The sequence below is a fragment of the Pseudomonas sp. B21-048 genome (genome assembly GCF_024748615.1).
In the GTDB taxonomy this organism is placed as follows: domain Bacteria; phylum Pseudomonadota; class Gammaproteobacteria; order Pseudomonadales; family Pseudomonadaceae; genus Aquipseudomonas.
The window spans coordinates 3,439,894-3,457,714 of sequence record NZ_CP087168.1 but is presented as its reverse complement, the minus strand read 5'-3'; the positions used below and the strand labels follow the sequence as shown (position 1 = coordinate 3,457,714).

The 17,821-nt window shown below is 59.1% G+C and carries 23 protein-coding genes; 17 read left to right on the top strand and 6 right to left on the bottom strand.

Annotated features, from left to right (window positions below; genetic code table 11):
* Positions 1–69 precede the first annotated feature (69 nt).
* A complete protein-coding gene (locus LOY56_RS16135) occupies positions 70–1,647 on the top strand; it encodes a sensor domain-containing diguanylate cyclase (protein ID WP_258615565.1) in 1,578 nt (525 codons plus the stop codon).
* Between the two features lie 15 nt (positions 1,648–1,662).
* On the opposite strand, the gene LOY56_RS16130 is transcribed toward LOY56_RS16135, so the two are convergent.
* Both LOY56_RS16130 and dapA read right to left on the bottom strand, forming a co-directional pair.
* Positions 1,663–2,049: a DUF2784 domain-containing protein gene (locus LOY56_RS16130; protein ID WP_258615562.1), complete on the bottom strand. Its 387-nt coding sequence runs from the start codon at positions 2,047–2,049 to the stop codon at positions 1,663–1,665.
* 60 nt (positions 2,050–2,109) lie between these two features.
* Positions 2,110–2,985 (bottom strand): 4-hydroxy-tetrahydrodipicolinate synthase, encoded by an 876-nt coding sequence (gene dapA / locus LOY56_RS16125; RefSeq protein ID WP_258615560.1) that lies wholly within the window; start codon positions 2,983–2,985, stop codon positions 2,110–2,112.
* Between the two features lie 393 nt (positions 2,986–3,378).
* Between dapA and LOY56_RS16120 the strand changes: the two genes are divergently transcribed.
* From LOY56_RS16120 to LOY56_RS16105, 4 genes are all read left to right on the top strand, one after another.
* Positions 3,379–4,077, top strand: coding sequence for an AzlC family ABC transporter permease (locus LOY56_RS16120; protein ID WP_258615558.1), 699 nt, complete (start codon positions 3,379–3,381; stop codon positions 4,075–4,077).
* A complete protein-coding gene (locus LOY56_RS16115; protein ID WP_198537178.1) occupies positions 4,077–4,388 on the top strand; it encodes an AzlD domain-containing protein in 312 nt (103 codons plus the stop codon). The genes LOY56_RS16120 and LOY56_RS16115 overlap by 1 nt, the downstream gene beginning before the upstream one ends.
* A 68-nt stretch (positions 4,389–4,456) precedes the next feature.
* The gene (locus LOY56_RS16110; RefSeq protein ID WP_007895518.1) at positions 4,457–4,615 is read left to right on the top strand and encodes a hypothetical protein; all 159 of its coding nucleotides are present in this window, start codon (positions 4,457–4,459) and stop codon (positions 4,613–4,615) included.
* A gap of 219 nt (positions 4,616–4,834) precedes the next feature.
* Positions 4,835–5,734, top strand: a complete 900-nt coding sequence (locus tag LOY56_RS16105) for a polysaccharide deacetylase family protein (protein WP_258615557.1) — start codon at positions 4,835–4,837, stop codon at positions 5,732–5,734.
* Here LOY56_RS16105 and LOY56_RS16100 read toward each other — a convergent pair.
* Positions 5,728–6,630 (bottom strand): LysR family transcriptional regulator, encoded by a 903-nt coding sequence (locus LOY56_RS16100; RefSeq protein WP_258615555.1) that lies wholly within the window; start codon positions 6,628–6,630, stop codon positions 5,728–5,730. The genes LOY56_RS16105 and LOY56_RS16100 overlap by 7 nt on opposite strands.
* 127 nt (positions 6,631–6,757) lie before the next feature.
* Between LOY56_RS16100 and LOY56_RS16095 the strand changes: the two genes are divergently transcribed.
* From LOY56_RS16095 to LOY56_RS16060, 8 genes are all read left to right on the top strand, one after another.
* The gene (locus tag LOY56_RS16095; RefSeq protein ID WP_258615553.1) at positions 6,758–7,918 is read left to right on the top strand and encodes a muconate cycloisomerase family protein; all 1,161 of its coding nucleotides are present in this window, start codon (positions 6,758–6,760) and stop codon (positions 7,916–7,918) included.
* Between the two features lie 10 nt (positions 7,919–7,928).
* Positions 7,929–8,219: a muconolactone Delta-isomerase gene (gene catC / locus LOY56_RS16090; RefSeq protein ID WP_007895545.1), complete on the top strand. Its 291-nt coding sequence runs from the start codon at positions 7,929–7,931 to the stop codon at positions 8,217–8,219.
* Positions 8,220–8,274: 55 nt separating this feature from the next.
* The gene (gene catA, locus LOY56_RS16085) at positions 8,275–9,204 is read left to right on the top strand and encodes a catechol 1,2-dioxygenase (protein ID WP_258615550.1); all 930 of its coding nucleotides are present in this window, start codon (positions 8,275–8,277) and stop codon (positions 9,202–9,204) included.
* Positions 9,205–9,323: 119 nt separating this feature from the next.
* On the top strand, positions 9,324–10,283 hold the full coding sequence (locus tag LOY56_RS16080) for an AraC family transcriptional regulator (RefSeq protein WP_309474861.1): 960 nt from the start codon (positions 9,324–9,326) through the stop codon (positions 10,281–10,283).
* 242 nt (positions 10,284–10,525) lie between these two features.
* The gene (benA, locus tag LOY56_RS16075) at positions 10,526–11,890 is read left to right on the top strand and encodes a benzoate 1,2-dioxygenase large subunit (protein ID WP_258615549.1); all 1,365 of its coding nucleotides are present in this window, start codon (positions 10,526–10,528) and stop codon (positions 11,888–11,890) included.
* A complete protein-coding gene (benB, locus tag LOY56_RS16070; protein ID WP_258615547.1) occupies positions 11,887–12,375 on the top strand; it encodes a benzoate 1,2-dioxygenase small subunit in 489 nt (162 codons plus the stop codon). Before benA ends, benB begins: the two co-directional genes overlap by 4 nt.
* A gap of 10 nt (positions 12,376–12,385) precedes the next feature.
* Positions 12,386–13,399 (top strand): benzoate 1,2-dioxygenase electron transfer component BenC, encoded by a 1,014-nt coding sequence (gene benC / locus LOY56_RS16065; RefSeq protein WP_258615544.1) that lies wholly within the window; start codon positions 12,386–12,388, stop codon positions 13,397–13,399.
* Between the two features lie 24 nt (positions 13,400–13,423).
* Complete coding sequence (locus tag LOY56_RS16060) at positions 13,424–14,197, top strand: 1,6-dihydroxycyclohexa-2,4-diene-1-carboxylate dehydrogenase (RefSeq protein WP_258615541.1); 774 nt, start codon at positions 13,424–13,426, stop codon at positions 14,195–14,197.
* A gap of 42 nt (positions 14,198–14,239) precedes the next feature.
* Here the strand turns inward: LOY56_RS16060 and LOY56_RS16055 are convergent, their stop codons facing one another.
* Positions 14,240–14,602, bottom strand: a complete 363-nt coding sequence (locus LOY56_RS16055) for an NUDIX hydrolase (RefSeq protein ID WP_258615540.1) — start codon at positions 14,600–14,602, stop codon at positions 14,240–14,242.
* Positions 14,603–14,821: 219 nt separating this feature from the next.
* Here LOY56_RS16055 and LOY56_RS16050 point away from each other — a divergent pair, with 219 nt between their 5' ends.
* Entirely contained in the window at positions 14,822–15,040 is a 219-nt protein-coding gene (locus tag LOY56_RS16050) for an SPOR domain-containing protein (RefSeq protein ID WP_258615538.1), read from the top strand.
* Between the two features lie 76 nt (positions 15,041–15,116).
* Here the strand turns inward: LOY56_RS16050 and osmE are convergent, their stop codons facing one another.
* Together osmE and LOY56_RS16040 are read right to left on the bottom strand one after the other, a co-directional pair.
* Positions 15,117–15,479, bottom strand: coding sequence for an osmotically-inducible lipoprotein OsmE (gene osmE / locus LOY56_RS16045; RefSeq protein ID WP_258615536.1), 363 nt, complete (start codon positions 15,477–15,479; stop codon positions 15,117–15,119).
* 11 nt (positions 15,480–15,490) lie between these two features.
* Complete coding sequence (locus LOY56_RS16040) at positions 15,491–15,730, bottom strand: hypothetical protein (protein ID WP_258615535.1); 240 nt, start codon at positions 15,728–15,730, stop codon at positions 15,491–15,493.
* Positions 15,731–15,821: 91 nt separating this feature from the next.
* On the opposite strand from LOY56_RS16040, the gene LOY56_RS16035 reads away from it, so the two are divergent.
* The 3 genes from LOY56_RS16035 (at position 15,822) to LOY56_RS16025 (ending at position 17,795) form a co-directional block, all read left to right on the top strand.
* Complete coding sequence (locus LOY56_RS16035) at positions 15,822–17,048, top strand: RtcB family protein (RefSeq protein WP_258615533.1); 1,227 nt, start codon at positions 15,822–15,824, stop codon at positions 17,046–17,048.
* Between the two features lie 99 nt (positions 17,049–17,147).
* Positions 17,148–17,384 carry a hypothetical protein gene (locus LOY56_RS16030; protein WP_258615528.1) on the top strand — a complete coding sequence of 79 codons (237 nt, stop codon included), beginning with the start codon at positions 17,148–17,150 and terminating at the stop codon, positions 17,382–17,384.
* 75 nt (positions 17,385–17,459) lie between these two features.
* Positions 17,460–17,795, top strand: coding sequence for a hypothetical protein (locus tag LOY56_RS16025; RefSeq protein ID WP_258615526.1), 336 nt, complete (start codon positions 17,460–17,462; stop codon positions 17,793–17,795).
* The last annotated feature ends 26 nt before the right edge of the window (positions 17,796–17,821 follow it).

The window sequence follows — 17,821 nt, the reverse complement described above, 5'->3', positions numbered from 1 at the left end:
CCACGGCAGGCTGGCGCTGAAAGGGCGAACGGGAAAGTTCGCCATGACATAAGGGATTCAGGGAGCGTCATGGGTCATCCGTCCGTCAAAGATCGTATTGAAAGCGCCAGGCTCGCCCCGCCTTTGGTGCCTGAGCCTGTTGGATCAACGCTCAAGGTTCGATACGCGGTCTTTCTGCTCGTTGCGGTGTGTCTGTCCATGACGGCGATTGTGATCGGGGAGGGCTGGAACGCGCGTCAGTATCATTTGCGCGGCAGCGAAGTGGCGATGTCCAACCTGGCGCAAACCCTGGCTTCACAGACGCAGGCCTCGATCAAACAGGCCGACACGTTGCTGTTTGCCTTGGTGGATCGCCTCGAAAACGATGGCATGGAACCGGCGAAATTTCCCCGATTGCAACGTTTGCTCCAGGCCCAGCGCAGTGAGCTGCCACAAATCCACGGGTTGTTCGTTTTCGACGAAGAAGGACGTTGGCTCGCCAATGCCATTAACATTGTGCCGCCCAATGCCAATAATTCCGACCGTGAATATTTCATCTACCACCGTGATCATCCCGACCGTGGTCCTCATATCGGTCCGTCGATAAAAAGTCGCTCCACCGGCGAATGGATCATGACCGTGTCACGCCGAATCAATCATGCCGATGGCCGGTTTGCCGGGGTGGTAGTGGCTTCGATCTACCTCAATCATTTCCTGGACCTGTACAACAGCATCGACATGGGTAACAACGGGGTGATCAACCTAATCGCCGATGACGCCAGCATCGTCGTTCGCCGCCCGTTCAACGAAGCCGACATTGGCACCAGCGTCGCCAAGGGGCCGCTGTTCACCCAACTGTTGCCCAAGGGTGATTCCGGTACGGCAACGGTCAAGTCCTACGTGGACGGGGTGGAGCGGGTGGCAGGGTTTCGGCGGGTCCAGGGTTATCCGCTTATTGTCTTTGCCGCGCTCGACAAGAATGAAGTCCTGGCCGGCTGGAAGCAGGAGTCAATACGCAGAGCAGGCATCGTGTCATTGCTGCTGGGGTTTCTGGGCTTTCTCGGCTATCGCCTGATCCGCGTCATGAAGCAGCAGAATCATATTCAGAGCGAGTTGCTGGAGGCTCAGGAAAAACTTATCGAGGTCAACCACAGCCTTAAGTTGCTGGCGATGGAAGATGCGCTGACCGGGCTTTCCAATCGGCGTCAATTCGATTTGTTCATCCTGGCGGAAATGGGCCGCGCCAGGCGTACCCACACCAGCCTTGCGTTGCTGATGATCGATGTCGATCATTTCAAGGTTTTCAATGATCGGTATGGTCATCTGGCGGGCGATGAGTGTTTGCGCAAAATCAGCGCCATCATCACCGACAACATCAAGCGCCCCGGCGATCTCGCTGCGCGCTTCGGTGGCGAGGAGTTCACGGTGGTGCTGCCGGGTACCGATTACGTGGGAGCGTTTCTAGTCGCCGAAAAAATCCGTCGCGCGGTTCAGCAAATTGACATCAAGCACAGTGGCAGTCCCGAAGGCGTGGTCACGGTCAGCCTGGGGGTCTGCGCCTATAACCAGATGGCGCAGACCCAGCCCGAGGACTTGATCGGCGCGGCAGACAAGGCGCTGTATGTGGCCAAGGCCAGTGGCCGGAACATGAGCGTCATTGCCAACTGAGTTCAGCCCGACTGGTCACTGCCCTGAACGAGTCGAGTGTCGCAGCTTCCATAAGCGAATCAGCCGCAGGTAAATCAGCACGTTGAGCGCGAGCACCACGCTGCCCAGCGCCAGCTGGATCGTGGGTGTCAGCCCGGCCGGATAAATCATCGGCCACACGTAACGTTCAATAAAACCGCCGCTGTAACCGGTTTGCCCGGCCGCATGGCGCATGAGGTTTTCCCATTCGGTGAGTGGGCACCTCAGGTGGAAAACTTCCACGATCACGCCCCATGCGGCGGCGGGCAGGTGCCACCAGACCAGGTGGCGCCATTTGAGCACCAGCAGCCCGCCGAACAGCACGAACAGAATGAACAGCAAGTGAGACAGCACCAGCCCGTCGGCGGCGATTCGGTAAAGCATGTCGACTCCCTGACGCGTTATGTGAATCGCTCCATGGTACTCGGGCTGGGCGCGTGTGCTCTATCGATTGCTGTTTTCGAGCACTGCCAGTACTTCTTTCAAGCGCGCCGTCGTGGCTTCGCTGCTGCATTGCATCGGCGCGCGCAGCTCGTCGTGGATCAACCCTTCAAGGGCCAGGGCGGTTTTCACCGGGGCGGGATTGGGCTCGATGAACAGGCTTTGAATCAGCGGCAGCAACTGGAAGAAGGTCGTTCGGCCGGCCGCTAACTGGTTGTCGCGGATGTGTTGATACAACGTCACGAACAGCTCGGGATGAACATGGGCCGAGGCGGCAATCGCGCCTTTGGCACCCAGACACAAAGCGCCGAAGATCTGGTGGTCTTCACCGCACAGCACGTCGACTTTGCCGCTGGAGAGCAGCGCAAGCGTGGTGGCTGGATTGCCGCCGCAGTCCTTGATCGCGACGATCCGCTCGTGGGCGACGATCCGGAGCAAGGTTGCCTGCTCAAAGGCTATGCCGGTGCGATAGGGAATGTCGTAGAGAATGACCGGGACGCTGGAAGCATCGGCGACGGTCTTGAAAAAGGCTTCAAGGCCGGCCTGGGACGGGCGGATGTAGTACGGCGGTGGAACCAGCAAACCCGCCAGAGGACGTTTCAGGATTTCACTTTGAAATTGCAGCAACTCGGCAAGGTTGTTGCTGGCCAGGCCCATAACCACACGTTCTGGCGAAACCTGTTCCAGCACCGCATCGAGCACGGCCAGTTGCTCCTGTTTGCCCAGCGCCGCGGCTTCCCCGGTGGTGCCGCAGACCACTATGCCATCGACGCCTTTTTCCAGCAGATGACTGACCAGCCGACGCAACCCGGCGAAGTCGATCGCGCCATGGTGAAACGGCGTAACGATGGGAACCCAGATACCTTGAAACGATGACATGCACTTTCTCCTGATGGTTGACCGATGTCGTCACCGTCAGCAGCGTAGAAGGAAGTCAGCAAGAAGGAGGGAGTGTCCGCCGCGCTCAATGTCCTGTCAGCTCATCTGACGGGACAGCGCGCCCCGGTCACATGAGCGACTGTTTCTTCGATTTAAGGGCGTGCGCAACGCAACCTTGCGCCTTGGCATTCAAGCCAATGACGACAGTGTTGAGGTTGAAGGTTGCGGACATGCTTGCTGACACCCTGAATGAGGTGCTCAGTTTTAAAAGTCGGCGCGATGTTTGTCAATCTCGAAAATCAGCAGCGGTTGCGGGCAAGTGCGCAAGATTGTTCAAGCCATCCATCGCGACTGCTGGCACAGTCTGGGGTCTTTCCCTGTTTGTAGAGCGTTATGTCCAACTCACTCATGCCGCGCAGTGCATTCCTTCGCGGTGCCGCGGCCATCATGCCGTTGTCCCTGGCGACCGCGCCTTGGGGGTTGCTGGCCGGCTCCATGGCCATCGAGGCCAATCTCACACCGCTGCAAGGCCAAGGGCTGTCGAGCATCGTGTTTGCCGGCGCGGCGCAATTGGTCGCCATCGGCATGCTCAAGGGCGGCGCCGGGGTCTTTTCGATTCTGTTGACCACGCTGTTGCTGACCTCCCAGCATCTGCTTTACGGGATGAGTATGCGTTCGGCGATTTCCCCGTTGCCGGGCCGCTGGCGTGTGGGCCTGGGCTTTTTGCTCACCGACGAGTTGTTCGCTCTGACCAGTCAGCATGACAAACAGCAGTTCAACCGCTGGTACGCCTTGGGCGTGGGCCTGACGTTTTATATCGCGTGGAACCTCTTCACCCTGGCGGGCATTGTGCTGGGCAGCAGCATTCCGGGCCTTGAACACCTGGGGCTGGATTTCTCCATCGCGGCGACCTTTATCGCCTTGATCACGCCGGTGGTGCGTAACGTTCCGACAGTGGTTTGCGTGGCGGTCTCGCTGTTCTGTTCGGTGCTGTTCAGCTATTGGCAATGGGGCTCGGCGCTGGTGTTGTCGGGGTTGGCGGGCATGACCGCAGGCTTTATCTGCAACAAACTCTATGTGGGGCGCACATGATGGTCTGGGCTGTGATTATCGGGATGGGCCTGCTGGTGTTCCTCAACCGCTACGTGTTCCTCGAGCCTCGGCTGCCGGTGCGCTTGAGCAGCAATGCCCGGCAGTTCCTCGGTTTCGCGGTGCCGGGCATGCTTACAGCAATCTGCGGGCCCATCGTGTTCATGCCTGACAAGCAGTTGAATCTGCAGTGGGACAATCCGTACCTGATCAGTTCGCTGGTGGCCGTGGGCCTGGTGCTTTACACCCGCAACACCCTGCTCAGCATGTTGTTGAGCATGGGGTTCTTCTTTTTCCTGCGGTGGTGGCTGTGAGTCGTCCCATCCGAAACTGTTCTACGCTTAAAACAGATGACTAATCCTTTGAGGAAGGAGGTGTGGACATGGCCACTGAACCAAAGCGTCCGGACCCGGATGAGGACATCGATGAACCGACGGAGGAAGAACTCGAGCAGCAGAGGCGTTCGACGCCGGACTGGAAGCACCCTGATGACGGTAAAGAGCTGTCGGACCGCGACCAGGAGCGCCCGCTGAAACCCTGATCGGGTCGCACATCCCCAAAAGCCCCGCCATGGATAGCGGTTTTTTTTAGTGTCCACTGCCTGAAATGCATCACCTGTACAAGCGAGCGCTGGAACCAAACACTGTGTACCCTTATCCAACCTCGGCTCGCAGCGATCTGCGGGTCGGTCGAAGGATGAATGGGCGAGGGAATTTTGCCATTAAACATGATGACCGCAAGGTCTGGTCCAAGGCAAAACATGAAGCAGTTGGTCAAGGTTTTCTCCGCATTCGCCATTGCAGTCGGCCTGTTTGGCTGCATCGCCGCGCCCATTGAAATGACGCCGCAGACACAACAACGTTTGCGCGCGCAAGCACCTATCCGCTTTCTGCTGACCTTTGATGACGGGCCCAGCGCGTCCGGCTTTTACAACCCGACCGTCACCGTACTCGACAGCCTCGCGCGTAATCCGCTGCAATCGGACATTAAAGCGGTGTTTTTCCTGCAGACCCGGGCATCCGCAGCCGGTGGCAGTGACATGGGCCGGCAGATCATGCGTCGCGAGCATACCGAAGGTCACCTGTTGGGCTTCCACACCGCCACGCCCCATCACACCAATCATCGTTCGCTGGACCCGGAAGAACTGGAACAGTCGCTCAGCAACGGCAGCGCAGACATTGCCGCGATTACCCAAGCCTCGCCGACCCTGGTGCGTCCGCCCTTCTGGAATTACGACAAGCGCACCTTCGCGGCCTATCAACAACATGGCATGCACGTGCTGCTGACCGACCTGAGCGCCAATGACGGCAAGATCTGGGGTTTCAACGCCAGCCCTCGTCGCAGGGCCAATTTGCTACGGCAACTGTCCGAAGTCCGCGAACGCATCGCTCTTGGCGAGTTGCCGGTGGTGGATGGGGTGATTCCGGTGGTGGTGACCTTTCACGACCTGAATCGTTACACCGCCCGGCATACCCGCGAATACCTGCAAATCCTCCTCGACAGTGCCAATGCCGCAGGTCTGGTCACGGCGCAGAAAGCATTTTACGACGACACGGCAGCGCTGCAGCGGGCGGCCATGGCGCGTACGGTCCGTGACAGTTCCGAGGCGGTTGAGTTGCCAGGGATCTGGAACTGGTTGTGGGACGGGGATGCTCACTGAACGATGCCGGACGATTGATTGGGCAGCAGTTCATCGATCATCTGCAAACAATGATTCAACCCCGGCGATACATCGCCCACGCGCCGGCTGAGGATGATCGGCGAAGTGGCGTTGTCTTCCCGCACCGGGGTGAAGCCGATGTCGTCGCGGTGCAGCAATTGTACTGACGCCGGTACCAACGTCACCCCGATTCCCGCACCTACCAAACCGATTGCTGTTTGCAGCTCGTTGGTCCATTGCGCCACCTTGATGTGCACGCCATAGGATTCGAATAACGCGATCACGTGGTCGGCGTAGCTGGGCCGCGGGTTGCCGGGGTAGAGCACGAAGGGTTCTTTTGCCAGGTCATGAAGGCTGATCGGCCCGGCCAGTAATGGATGACCGGCGGGCAGGGCGGCGACCAGCCGGTCTTCAGTCAAAACAGTCTGGATGATTGCCGGGTCGTCGATGCGGATTCGCCCGAAACCAATGTCGATGCGCCCGGCCTTGAGTGCTTGCACCTGTTGCAGCGTGGTCATTTCCGAGAGCCCCAATTCCAGCGCCAGCGGCTCGCCGCTGCGCAGTCGGCGAATCAGTTCCGGCAGCACGCCATAGAGTGTCGAGGGCGCAAAGCCGATGCCCAGCCAGGTTTTTTCGCCCAAACCGATCCGCCGTGTGTTGTCACAGACCTTGCCCAATTGTTCGAGCAGGGCGGTGGAATGTTCATGGAAAAAACGCCCGGCGTCGGTCAGCTTCAGCGGTCGGCCGCGCTCCAGCAGAAGCACCCCGAGTTCGTCTTCCAGCTGCTGAATCTGCCGGCTCAGCGGCGGTTGGGCGATGTGCAGCAGTTCGGCGGCGCGAGTGAAGTTGAGGGTTTGAGCCAGCACCTGAAAATACCGCAGATGACGCAGTTCCATGGAGCCTCCGAACGTTGATCTGTTAAATACCTTTAAGGTATCGAGCCAGACCAATTCTATATTGGCCGCCCGGAAAAAGCCGTACGAGAATCCGTTCCAGAACTTTAAGAACCTGACGGGTATCGACATGCGTGCAACTGCCATTGAATCGATCGAAACGATCATCGTCGATCTGCCGACCATTCGCCCGCACAAGCTGGCGATGCACACCATGCAGAACCAGACCCTGGTGATCATTCGTGTGCGCTGTGCCGACGGCATTGAAGGGGTTGGCGAGTCGACCACCATTGGCGGTCTGGCTTATGGCAATGAAAGCCCGGACAGCATCAAGACCAACATTGACAAACACTTCGCGCCGCTGTTGATTGGCCAGGACAGTGGCAATGTGAATGCTTCGATGTTGCGTCTGGAGCGCAGCATTCGCGGCAACACCTTCGCCAAATCGGGTATTGAAAGCGCCTTGCTCGACGCCCAAGGCAAGCGCCTGGGTCTGCCGGTCAGCGAACTGCTGGGTGGCCGTGTTCGCGATGCGCTGCCGGTGGCCTGGACGCTGGCCAGCGGCGACACCGCCAAGGACATCGCCGAAGCGGAACAAATGCTTGACCTGCGCCGCCACCGGATCTTCAAGCTGAAAATTGGCGCGGGCGAGGTCAATCGCGACCTGGCCCACGTCATTGCGATCAAAAAGGCGCTGGGTGATCGCGCCAGCGTGCGGGTCGATGTCAATCAGGCCTGGGACGAAGCGGTCGCCCTGCGGGCCTGCCGGATCCTCGGCAGCAACGGCATCGACCTGATCGAACAACCGATCTCGCGCAATAACCGCGCCGGCATGGTGCGCCTGAATGCCGTGAGCCCGGCGCCGATCATGGCCGACGAATCCATCGAGTGCGTGGAAGATGCCTTCAACCTGGCCCGCGAAGGCGCGGCTTCGGTATTCGCTTTGAAAATCGCCAAGAACGGCGGCCCACGCGCCGTGCTGCGAACCGCCGCGATTGCCGAGGCGGCCGGTATCGGCCTGTACGGCGGCACCATGCTCGAAGGCGGTATTGGCACGCTGGCCTCGGCCCATGCTTTTGTCACGCTGAACACACTGGGCTGGGACACCGAATTGTTCGGCCCGCTGCTGCTCACCGAAGACATCCTCAGCGAGCCATTGGTCTACCGCGATTTCCAACTGCACGTGCCGCAAACACCGGGGCTGGGTTTAAGCCTGGATGAAGAGCGCCTGGCGTTTTTCCGTCGGGACAAAGTATCCACCGTCCTATCCACTGCCGTTCATCCAGCCTGAGGAGGGCATCATGCTGTTTCACGTAAAAATGACTGTGAATTTACCGGTCGACATGAACCCGGAACGTGCCGCTCAGCTCAAGGCCGACGAAAAAGCCCTGGCCCAGCGCCTGCAAGAGCAAGGCAAGTGGCGTCATCTGTGGCGCATCGCCGGGCTCTACGCCAATTACAGCGTGTTCGATGTCGACAGCGTTCAGGAACTGCACGACCTGCTGATGCAATTGCCGCTGTACCCGTACATGGCGATCGAAGTCACCGCGATGTGCCGGCATCCTTCTTCCATTCGCGAGGATGACCGCTGAACCCAGCCTGTTCAGTTCGCTAGGCTAATAATGACAAGATGAGGAACCCACCAAAATGAACGTCAAGATTTCCCACACTGCCAGTGCCCAGAAGTTTCTCGAAGACGCCAGCGGTCTGCATAACGAAGCCGGCGATCCACGGGTCAAGGCGCTGATTTACCGCATCCTGCGCGATTCGGTGAACATCATCGAAGACCTGGCCGTAACCCCGGAAGAATTCTGGAAAGCCGTCAACTACCTCAACGTGCTGGGTGCGCGTCAAGAGGCCGGGTTGGTGGTGGCCGGGCTCGGTCTGGAACATTACCTCGACCTGCTGATGGACGCCGAAGACGAGCAGGCCGGTAAATCCGGCGGCACACCGCGAACCATCGAAGGGCCGCTGTATGTGGCCGGTGCGCCGCTGTCGGAGAGCGAAGCGCGGCTGGACGATGGCGTCGATCCGGGTGTCGTGTTGTTCATGCAAGGCCAGGTGCGCAATACCGCTGGCGAACCGCTGGCCGGCGCGGTGGTGGATGTCTGGCACGCGAATACCGGCGGCACCTATTCGTACTTCGACACCACGCAATCGGAATTCAACCTGCGTCGTCGTATCGTCACCGATGCCGAGGGGCGTTATCGTTTTCGCAGCATCGTGCCGTCGGGCTACGGTTGCCCGCCGGACGGTCCAACCCAGCAATTGCTCGATCAACTGGGCCGTCATGGCCAGCGTCCGGCGCATATCCACTTCTTCATTTCGGCAGCGGATCATCGTCACCTGACCACCCAGATCAACCTCGATGGCGATCAGTACCTGCATGACGATTTCGCCTATGCCACCCGTGATGAGCTGATTGCCAAAATCACCTTCAGCGATGATCCGCAGCGTGCGGCGGCCCATGGCGTGAGCGGTCGTTTTGCCGAAATCGATTTTGACTTCACGCTGCAGTCGTCTGCCCAGCCTGAGGAGCAGCAACGCCACGAACGGGTTCGCGCGCTCGAGGACTGATTTCCTCGACCAGCCGAACCGGGCCACGAGATAACCGACCGTTTATCTTGTGGCCTTCTGCGTTTCGGCCAAGACACTAGAATGGCGGCGCCACCGATAACAACAATGAGAGTCATCCGATGATGCAAGCGCAATGGTTGAGTCATCGCAGCAGAATCTTCGACCACGCCGACCCCTACGCGGTATCGGGCTACGTCAATCAGCATGTCGGCAATCATTGCCTCCAGATGCCCAGGGCCGGCCGGCCGCTGGCCAGCCTCGATCATCGCAAGTTCGCCAGCCTTGACCTGTGCCGCATCAGTTACGGCGCCAGCGTGCGGGTCACGTCCGGCGCGCTGGACAGCATTTATCACTTGCAAGTGCTGCTGCGCGGCAACTGTCTGTGGCGTAGCCATGGTCAGGAACACTGCTTCGCGCCCGGCGAGTTGTTGCTGATCAACCCCGACGATCCGGTGGATCTGACCTATTCCAGTGATTGCGAAAAATTCATCCTGAAAGTCCCCTCGCGGCTGCTGGAGTCGGTGTGCGAAGAGCAGCGCTGGCGGTATCCGGGGCAGGGCGTGCGGTTTCTGGAGAACCGATATCAGCTCAACGAGTTGGAAGGTTTTGTCGGTCTGCTGGCGATGATTTGCCAGGAGGCGGAAGCCACCGAGCGGATTCCCCGCGTGCAGGAGCACTACGCGCAGATCATTGTCAGCAAAATGCTCAGCCTGATGAAGACCAACGTCGTCCGCACCGATCCCGGCTCGCCCTCGGCCACGTTCGAGGCGCTGGTCGATTACATCGCGTGCAACCTCAAGCAGGACATCGACAGTGAAGAACTGGCGCGCCAGGCGCGGATGAGCCTGCGTTCGCTGTATGGGCTATTCGAGCGCAACGCGGGGGACACGCCGAAAAACTACATCCGGCAGAAAAAGCTCGAACGTATTCACGCCAATCTGAGCGACCCGACCTGCAACGTGCGCAACGTCACGGAAGTGGCCATGGATTACGGCTTTCTGCACTTGGGCCGGTTCTCCGACAGCTACCGCAAACAGTTCGGCGAATTGCCATCGGACACCCTCAAACGCCGCCATTGACCTCGCAAACGCCACCCACCGTTTGATCGTTCCCACGCTCTGCGTGGGAATGCAGCCCGGGACGCTCCGCGTCCCTTCCAGAGCCGAACGCAGAGCGTCCGTTGAGGCATTCCCACGCGGGAGCGTGGGAACGATCATCACTCTGCACAAAACGGATACAGGTCTGCACCCGGCGGATAGTCCGCCCCATCCCCTCGTCCTAGCATGGTCCTGCCTGAACAAAAACAATGGAGGCGGCGGCCATGACCCTGCGACCCGAATACCTTCACTCCCTGCTTGAAGAAGACCCTGAGCAGGGCATCTATCGCTGCAAGCGTGAGATGTTCACCGACCCGCGGCTGTTCGACCTCGAGATGGAACACATCTTTGAAGGCAACTGGCTGTACCTGGCGCACGAAAGCCAGATCCCCAACAACAACGATTTCTACACCACCACCCTGGGGCGTCAGTCGATCTTCATCGCGCGCAACAAGGACGGTGAATTGAACGCCTTCATCAATGCGTGCAGCCACCGTGGCGCGATGCTCTGCCGGCACAAGACCGGCAACAAGAGTTCGTATACCTGCCCCTTCCACGGCTGGACCTTCAACAACTCCGGCAAGCTGCTCAAGGTCAAGGACCCGGCGGCGGCCGGCTACCCGGCGAGCTTCAATTGCGAAGGTTCCCACGACCTGACCAAAGTCGCGCGTTTCGAATCCTATCGCGGCTTCCTGTTCGGCAGCCTCAAGGCCGATGTCGTGCCGCTGGTTGAGCACCTGGGCGAGTCGGCGAAGATCATCGACATGATCGTCGATCAGTCCGCCGATGGCCTGGAAGTGCTGCGCGGCTCCTCCAGCTACCTCTACGAAGGCAACTGGAAACTCACCGCCGAAAACGGTGCCGACGGTTATCACGTCAGCTCGGTGCACTGGAACTACGCCGCGACCCAGAACCAGCGCAAACAGCGCGAAGCCGGCGATTGCAATCCGACCATGAGTGCCGGCACCTGGGCCAGGCAGGGCGGTGGTTTCTATTCCTTCGACAAGGGCCACATGCTGCTCTGGACCCGTTGGTCCAACCCCGAGGACCGTCCGCTGTACGAGCGTCGCGACGAGTTGGCCCGGGACTTCGGTCAGGCTCGCGCCAACTGGATGATCGAGAACTCGCGCAACCTGTGTCTGTACCCGAACGTGTACCTGATGGATCAGTTCAGCTCGCAAATTCGCATCGCCCGGCCGATCTCGGTCAACCGCACCGAAATCACCATTTACTGCATCGCCCCCAAAGGCGAAAGCGACCACGCCCGTTCGAGCCGAATTCGCCAGTACGAGGATTTTTTCAACGTCAGTGGCATGGCCACCCCGGACGATCTGGAAGAGTTTCGCTCCTGCCAGACGGGTTACCAGGGCAGCGTCACCGCGTGGAACGACATGTCCCGTGGCGCCGAGCACTGGGTGGAAGGCGCCGATGACGCGGCCAAAGAGATCGACTTGCATCCGCTGCTCAGCGGCGTGCGCACCGAAGACGAAGGCCTGTTCGTGCTGCAACACAAGTATTGGCAGCAAACGATGCTCAAGGCGTTGGCCGCTGAACAGTCCGGACTGATTGCAGTGGAGGCCGTGCAATGACCATTACCTATGACGCGGTGCGCGATTTTCTGTACCGCGAAGCACGCTACCTCGACGACAAACAATGGGATGACTGGCTGGAGTTGTACGCGCCCGACGCAACATTCTGGATGCCGTCCTGGGACGACAACGACGCGCTGACTGAAGACCCACAACGGGAAATTTCGCTGATCTGGTACGGCAACCGCACGGGCCTGGAAGACCGCATCTTCCGCATCAAGACCGAACGCTCCAGCGCCAGCGTGCCGGACACCCGCACCTCGCACAACCTGAGCAATATCGAGCTGATCGAACAGGCCGACGGGCTGTGCAAGGTGCGCTTCAACTGGCACACCCTGAGCTTTCGCTACAAGACCGTCGACAGCTATTTCGGCAGCAGTTTCTACACCCTGGACGTGCGCGGTGAAAACCCGTTGATCAAAGCCAAGAAAGTGATCCTGAAGAACGACTACGTTCGCCAGGTCATTGATGTTTACCACCTCTGAGGCGGCCGTCATGACTCATTCCATTGCGTTCAATTTCGAAGACGGCGTCACCCGATTCATCGACGCCAATGCCGGGGAAACCGTGGCCGATGCCGCGTATCGCCAGGGCATCAATATTCCACTGGACTGCCGCGACGGCGCTTGCGGCACTTGCAAGTGTTTCGCCGAGGCTGGCCGCTACGACTTGGGTGAGGACTACATCGAAGACGCCCTCAGCGCCGACGAAGCGCAACAGGGTTTCGTCCTGACCTGCCAGATGCGGGCGCAGAGCGATTGTGTGGTGCGGGTGCCGGTTTCATCGGATGTCTGCCGTACCCGTCAGGCCAGTTATGACGCGACCATCAGCGCCGTGCGTCAGTTGTCCGACAGCACCATCGCGCTGTCGATCAAGGGCGAAGCCCTGAGCAAGCTGGCGTTCCTGCCGGGGCAGTATGTGAACCTCGGGGTTCCCGGCAGCGAGCAGACCCGCGCTTATTCGTTCAGCTCATTGCAGCGTGACGGCGAAGTCAGCTTTCTGATTCGCAACGTGCCCGGCGGCTTGATGAGCAGTTTCCTGACCGGCATGGCCAAGGCCGGCGATAGCATGAGCCTGGCCGGGCCGTTGGGCAGCTTTTATCTGCGCGACATCCACCGGCCATTGTTGCTGCTGGCCGGTGGCACCGGTCTGGCGCCGTTCACCGCGATGCTGGAAAGAATCGCCGAACAGGGCAGCGAGCATCCACTGCATTTGATCTACGGCGTGACCAACGACTTCGATTTGGTGGAACTCGATCGACTCGAAGCCTTCGCCGCACGCATTCCGAACTTCAGCTTCAGTGCCTGCGTGGCCAATCCCGACAGTCGGCACCCGCTCAAGGGCTATGTGACCCAACACATCGAGCCACGGCATTTGAACGATGGCGACGTCGACGTCTACCTGTGCGGCCCGCCGCCGATGGTCGAAGCGGTCAGCCAGTTCATCCGCGAGCAAGGCATTGCGCCGGTGAACTTCTACTACGAGAAATTTGCCGCCAGCGCGGCCTGAGCCGCGCTGTTGTGGGAGAGAGACATGAACAGATTCCACGAAAAAGTCGCGCTGATTACCGGTGCTGCCCAAGGCATCGGCCGGCGCGTGGCTGAACGCATGGCGGCTGAAGGTGCGCGGTTGATTCTGGTCGACCGCTCCGATCGGGTGTTCGACGTGCAGCAGCAGTTGGCGGCAACCAGCCAGGTACTCGCAATGACCGCCGACCTTGAGCAGTACAGCGAATGCAGCCGTGTGATGCGCACCGCTGTCGAACGTTTTGATCGCCTCGATGTGCTGGTCAACAATGTCGGCGGCACGATATGGGCCAAGCCTTTCGAGCACTATGAAGAGGCGCAGATCGAAGCCGAAGTTCGCCGTTCGTTGTTCCCTACACTGTGGTGTTGCCATGCCGCGCTGCCGTTCATGCTCGAACAAGGCAGTGGCGCCATCGTCAACGTTTCCTCCATTGCGACCCGTAGCGTCAATCGCGTGCCATACGGTGCGGCGAAGGGTGGGGTCAATGCGCTGACTGCTTGCCTGGCATTCGAAACGGCCGGTCGTGGCGTGCGGGTCAATGCGACCGCCCCCGGTGGCACCGAAGCGCCGCCGCGGCTGATCCCGCGCAACAGGGCGGAACAAAGTGCTGAGGAAAAGCTGTGGTATCAGCAGATCGTCGACCAGACCCTCGACAGCAGTTTGATGAAGCGCTATGGCACGCTGGATGAGCAGGCAAGCGCTATTCTGTTTCTGGCCAGCGACGAAGCCTCCTACATCACCGGCATGATCATGCCGGTCGGTGGCGGCGATTTGGGTTGATCGGCGCGCCGTGGCGTCGTTTAAAGCCTGGCTAACGGTGATTTACAAACGACGCACAAACGCTTTGATGATTCTGAGCGTGGCGTCGCTTGTTTTCAGGTTGTGGACGGCGTCCAGCGGGTGCCAGATGCAGTCGAAGATTTCATTCTGTGGCCGGGCTTCCGCCAGGTTTACGACCGACGCCTCGTAAACATGGTGCCGAGTACTGGCCGTTTCCAATTCCATCAAGTACAGCAGGCCATCGACACCAAGCCCTGTTTCTTCGTAAAGCTCGCGTGTGGCCGCGCCCGCAATGGTTTCGCCAGGCTCGACTTTTCCGCCTGGCAAGGTCCAGCGAGACTTGGGCTTGCGCACCAGGAGGATATGCCGATCCTGCTCGCAAATGACGGTAGCGCGTACTTTCATGTGTTATCCGACGATGCTTGTCATAAAACAGTCATAAAACTGCAATATTCAGGCCGCAACCCGCAAAAGCTCTGCCTAAAGGGTTTGAGTTGAACGTTCGGTTGAAAGTGCAATGAAATGCCGGAATCCTGACGCGACGTCTGGTTGGCACTTCAATGAAAGTCGGGTGTAAGGTAGTTGCGTCGATCCCGAACCTTACTGCTGAAAAGGAGGTGACCCATGAGCGTTTCGATGCTGACCAAAATGCATATGAACGGCTATGACGTACTCAGCGTGAACAACGGCCCCTGGTGGGTGTGCACCAAAGGTGACCGGCTTGGAGCCTTTGGCAGCAGAGAAGAAGCATTGGCCTATGCGGCTTCGCTTCCCGCTTACAGAGGCCGATCGGGTAAATCGTCACGTAGCCACAAATCAGAAAGCCAGACATCAGACAAATAGTGCACTTGAAGCCCCGGTTCGCCGGGGCTTGTACCCATTTGTAGCCGCTGCCGAGCCTGCGAGGCTGCTACAGGCGTCAGTAACCGCCGCCACCCATCCAGCCAGTGGAGGGGGAATACTCTCTGGCTTTTTGTTGGGCGCGACTCCATTGCGCACAGGTCATGAAACTTTTGTGGTCGACCTTGCCTGTGCCATCGAAACTGACGTTATACGGCTGCTGATGGCCGGCCTGGGTCAGCTTGTAGTCGAAGCAGGTGCCAGGTTCCACTGTGCGCTGCGTTATCGATAAAGGCTGGCCGCCAATCTGCTGGACCTGTTCCTTGCTCATGCCGGTCTCGACCTTGGCGACCAGCGGTTGGTCTCGATAAATGTGTGATTCCGTGTTGCAGCCACCTGATGCCGCCAGCACGGCGATCAGCGCGCATAGACGCTTGTTCATGGCAGCGCTCTCTAGTGAGCTTTCGTTCGACTGATGGATTTTGCTTTCACTTCTTCAGCATAGCCCGCCAGTCGCTCTTCATCGCCCTGGAGCAGCGCGCACAGCCTTAGCGTTGCCTCTGCGTCTACATCATTGCCGGCCAGGCGCAACTGCTCGGCAATGCGCAAAAGCTCTACCGCCGACCACCTCAAATCCGATGCCACGCCTTGCAGGTCGCGTCGAAGTTGCTGTTCATATTCATTTAGCCACATGATGACCTCCTGCAATTCCCCGCTACGAAATAGTAGTCCTATTTACTGGCATGGAGCGTTATGTTCGTCTGATCGCAAGAGAGTCGAAATCATGCAACAACCTGCCTACCAACTGCTGGAAGTCGCCAATGGCAAGCCGATCAAACTCTGGACCGAAGGTGTTCCGGTTGAAAGCGAAGCCCGGCAGCAATTGATCAATATCGCAAAAATGCCGTTCATCTTCAGGCATCTGGCGGTGATGCCGGACGTGCATCTGGGCAAAGGGTCCACCATCGGCAGCGTGATCCCCACCGTGGGCGCGATCATTCCGGCGGCCGTGGGCGTGGACATCGGCTGCGGCATGATTGCCGCGCGCACTTCGCTGACCGCCGCCGACTTGCCGGACAACCTGCACGGCCTGCGCAGCGCCATCGAAAAGGCCGTGCCCCATGGCCGCACGTTGAGCCGTGGCCGCCGCGATGAAGGCGCCTGGAACCATGTCCCACAGCAGGCCGATCAAGCCTGGTCGGCGCTGAGCTCACGGTTCAAGGCAATCACCGACAAATACCCGAAACTTGCCAGCACCAACAATCGTCAGCACCTGGGCACCCTCGGTACCGGTAATCACTTCATCGAGGTCTGCCTGGACGAGGCCAACCGCGTCTGGTTCATGTTGCACAGCGGTTCTCGCGGCGTTGGCAATGCCATCGGGACCCTGTTCATTCAACTGGCCCAAGCAGACATGCGCCAGCACATCGCCAATCTGCCGGACCGCGATCTGGCCTATTTCAAGGAAGGCAGCCGGCATTTCGATGACTACGTCGAAGCGGTGGGCTGGGCTCAGGACTTCGCCCGGCAGAACCGCGCGTTGATGATGCAGGCGGTGATTCAGGCAGCGCGGCAAATGATTCGCAAACCCTTCGAGGTCGCGCTGGAGGCTGTCAACTGCCACCACAATTACGTCCAGAAAGAGCGGCATTTTGGTGAAGACATCCTGGTCACCCGCAAAGGCGCCGTGTCGGCGAAGAAGGGCGAGTTGGGGATCATTCCTGGTTCCATGGGCGCCAAAAGCTTCATCGTTCGCGGCCTCGGCAATGAGCAATCGTTCTGTTCCTGCAGCCACGGCGCCGGTCGGACCATGAGCCGCACCCAAGCCAAAAACACCTTTACCGTCGCAGACCAGATCCGCGCAACCGCTCACGTGGAGTGCCGCAAGGATGCAGCGGTCATCGATGAGATTCCGATGGCCTACAAGGACATCGACAAAGTGATGTACGCGCAGCGTGATCTGGTGGAAGTGCTGCACACCTTGCGTCAGGTGGTCTGCGTAAAGGGATAGAGATGGAAGGTGCTTCCACTGGTCGGGAACATTAACGCGAATGAACAGCTCTGCTGTCGTATTGAGGTAATGATTTATTCGCTAGGGAGGCCATCTCGAATGACGACTACCGATGATTTCAGACACCACGCGCGTGAGCTGATCGTCGACCTGGATGCGGCAACCACTGAAATGATGAAACTGATCTCGGCCCATCAGTTGAGCGGCCCGGAATGGGAGCGGGTCACGAAATGGCAGCATGAAGCGTACGAGCGATGGATGACGTACCTGAATGCGAGGTCGTATCCCGATTCCGCCTCGGGGCCCGAACCGGGGCAGGGCGAAGCCCCGTTATAGACATCGTTGTTTGTCCGCTGGATGTCTGTGCAAGTACAGGCTACATTTCCCGTTTTTTCAGAATGGGAAAGTGTCATGCGCATGTTGATAGCGGCAGTAACGGTGGCTGTGTTGGCGGGCTGTTCATTACCCGCATCCGTTGTGCCCGGCGAGCCCAATGTCAGCAAATACAGCGATAAGGCGCCCAAGGAGTATGCCGCGTGTGTATTGCCGTTGTGGCGTCAGGACATTGCGGGATCGACACAATCGGCGATTTCCAATGGCTACCGGATCACCGCCCCCAGCATCATTACGGCTGACGAAATTCTGGTTATCGTGAAATCGAAGGATGGCAGTCAGGTATCGCTTTACCAAGGGCCACCATGGGCCAAGTCAGGGGCGCTGCGCCAAGCCGTCCGGGATTGTTTGTAGCGGTCGCTTTGTTCGAATTTCGAGTT

Excerpts from the sequence above, each read along its gene's own strand:
- catC (WP_007895545.1), top strand. The coding sequence starts at position 7,929 with ATGCTGTTTCACGTAAAAATGACTGTGAATTTACCGGTCGACATGAAC.
- LOY56_RS16115 (WP_198537178.1), top strand. The coding sequence starts at position 4,077 with ATGGTCTGGGCTGTGATTATCGGGATGGGCCTGCTGGTGTTCCTCAAC.
- LOY56_RS16035 (WP_258615533.1), top strand. The coding sequence starts at position 15,822 with ATGCAACAACCTGCCTACCAACTGCTGGAAGTCGCCAATGGCAAGCCG.
- benA (WP_258615549.1), top strand. The coding sequence starts at position 10,526 with ATGACCCTGCGACCCGAATACCTTCACTCCCTGCTTGAAGAAGACCCT.
- LOY56_RS16110 (WP_007895518.1), top strand. The coding sequence starts at position 4,457 with ATGGCCACTGAACCAAAGCGTCCGGACCCGGATGAGGACATCGATGAA.
- benC (WP_258615544.1), top strand. The coding sequence starts at position 12,386 with ATGACTCATTCCATTGCGTTCAATTTCGAAGACGGCGTCACCCGATTC.
- LOY56_RS16130 (WP_258615562.1), bottom strand. The coding sequence starts at position 2,049 with ATGCTTTACCGAATCGCCGCCGACGGGCTGGTGCTGTCTCACTTGCTG.
- LOY56_RS16100 (WP_258615555.1), bottom strand. The coding sequence starts at position 6,630 with ATGGAACTGCGTCATCTGCGGTATTTTCAGGTGCTGGCTCAAACCCTC.
- LOY56_RS16060 (WP_258615541.1), top strand. The coding sequence starts at position 13,424 with ATGAACAGATTCCACGAAAAAGTCGCGCTGATTACCGGTGCTGCCCAA.
- benB (WP_258615547.1), top strand. The coding sequence starts at position 11,887 with ATGACCATTACCTATGACGCGGTGCGCGATTTTCTGTACCGCGAAGCA.
- catA (WP_258615550.1), top strand. The coding sequence starts at position 8,275 with ATGAACGTCAAGATTTCCCACACTGCCAGTGCCCAGAAGTTTCTCGAA.
- LOY56_RS16040 (WP_258615535.1), bottom strand. The coding sequence starts at position 15,730 with ATGTGGCTAAATGAATATGAACAGCAACTTCGACGCGACCTGCAAGGC.
- osmE (WP_258615536.1), bottom strand. The coding sequence starts at position 15,479 with ATGAACAAGCGTCTATGCGCGCTGATCGCCGTGCTGGCGGCATCAGGT.
- LOY56_RS16135 (WP_258615565.1), top strand. The coding sequence starts at position 70 with ATGGGTCATCCGTCCGTCAAAGATCGTATTGAAAGCGCCAGGCTCGCC.
- LOY56_RS16105 (WP_258615557.1), top strand. The coding sequence starts at position 4,835 with ATGAAGCAGTTGGTCAAGGTTTTCTCCGCATTCGCCATTGCAGTCGGC.
- LOY56_RS16080 (WP_309474861.1), top strand. The coding sequence starts at position 9,324 with ATGATGCAAGCGCAATGGTTGAGTCATCGCAGCAGAATCTTCGACCAC.
- dapA (WP_258615560.1), bottom strand. The coding sequence starts at position 2,985 with ATGTCATCGTTTCAAGGTATCTGGGTTCCCATCGTTACGCCGTTTCAC.
- LOY56_RS16050 (WP_258615538.1), top strand. The coding sequence starts at position 14,822 with ATGAGCGTTTCGATGCTGACCAAAATGCATATGAACGGCTATGACGTA.
- LOY56_RS16055 (WP_258615540.1), bottom strand. The coding sequence starts at position 14,602 with ATGAAAGTACGCGCTACCGTCATTTGCGAGCAGGATCGGCATATCCTC.
- LOY56_RS16095 (WP_258615553.1), top strand. The coding sequence starts at position 6,758 with ATGCGTGCAACTGCCATTGAATCGATCGAAACGATCATCGTCGATCTG.
- LOY56_RS16030 (WP_258615528.1), top strand. The coding sequence starts at position 17,148 with ATGACGACTACCGATGATTTCAGACACCACGCGCGTGAGCTGATCGTC.
- LOY56_RS16120 (WP_258615558.1), top strand. The coding sequence starts at position 3,379 with ATGTCCAACTCACTCATGCCGCGCAGTGCATTCCTTCGCGGTGCCGCG.
- LOY56_RS16025 (WP_258615526.1), top strand. The coding sequence starts at position 17,460 with ATGCGCATGTTGATAGCGGCAGTAACGGTGGCTGTGTTGGCGGGCTGT.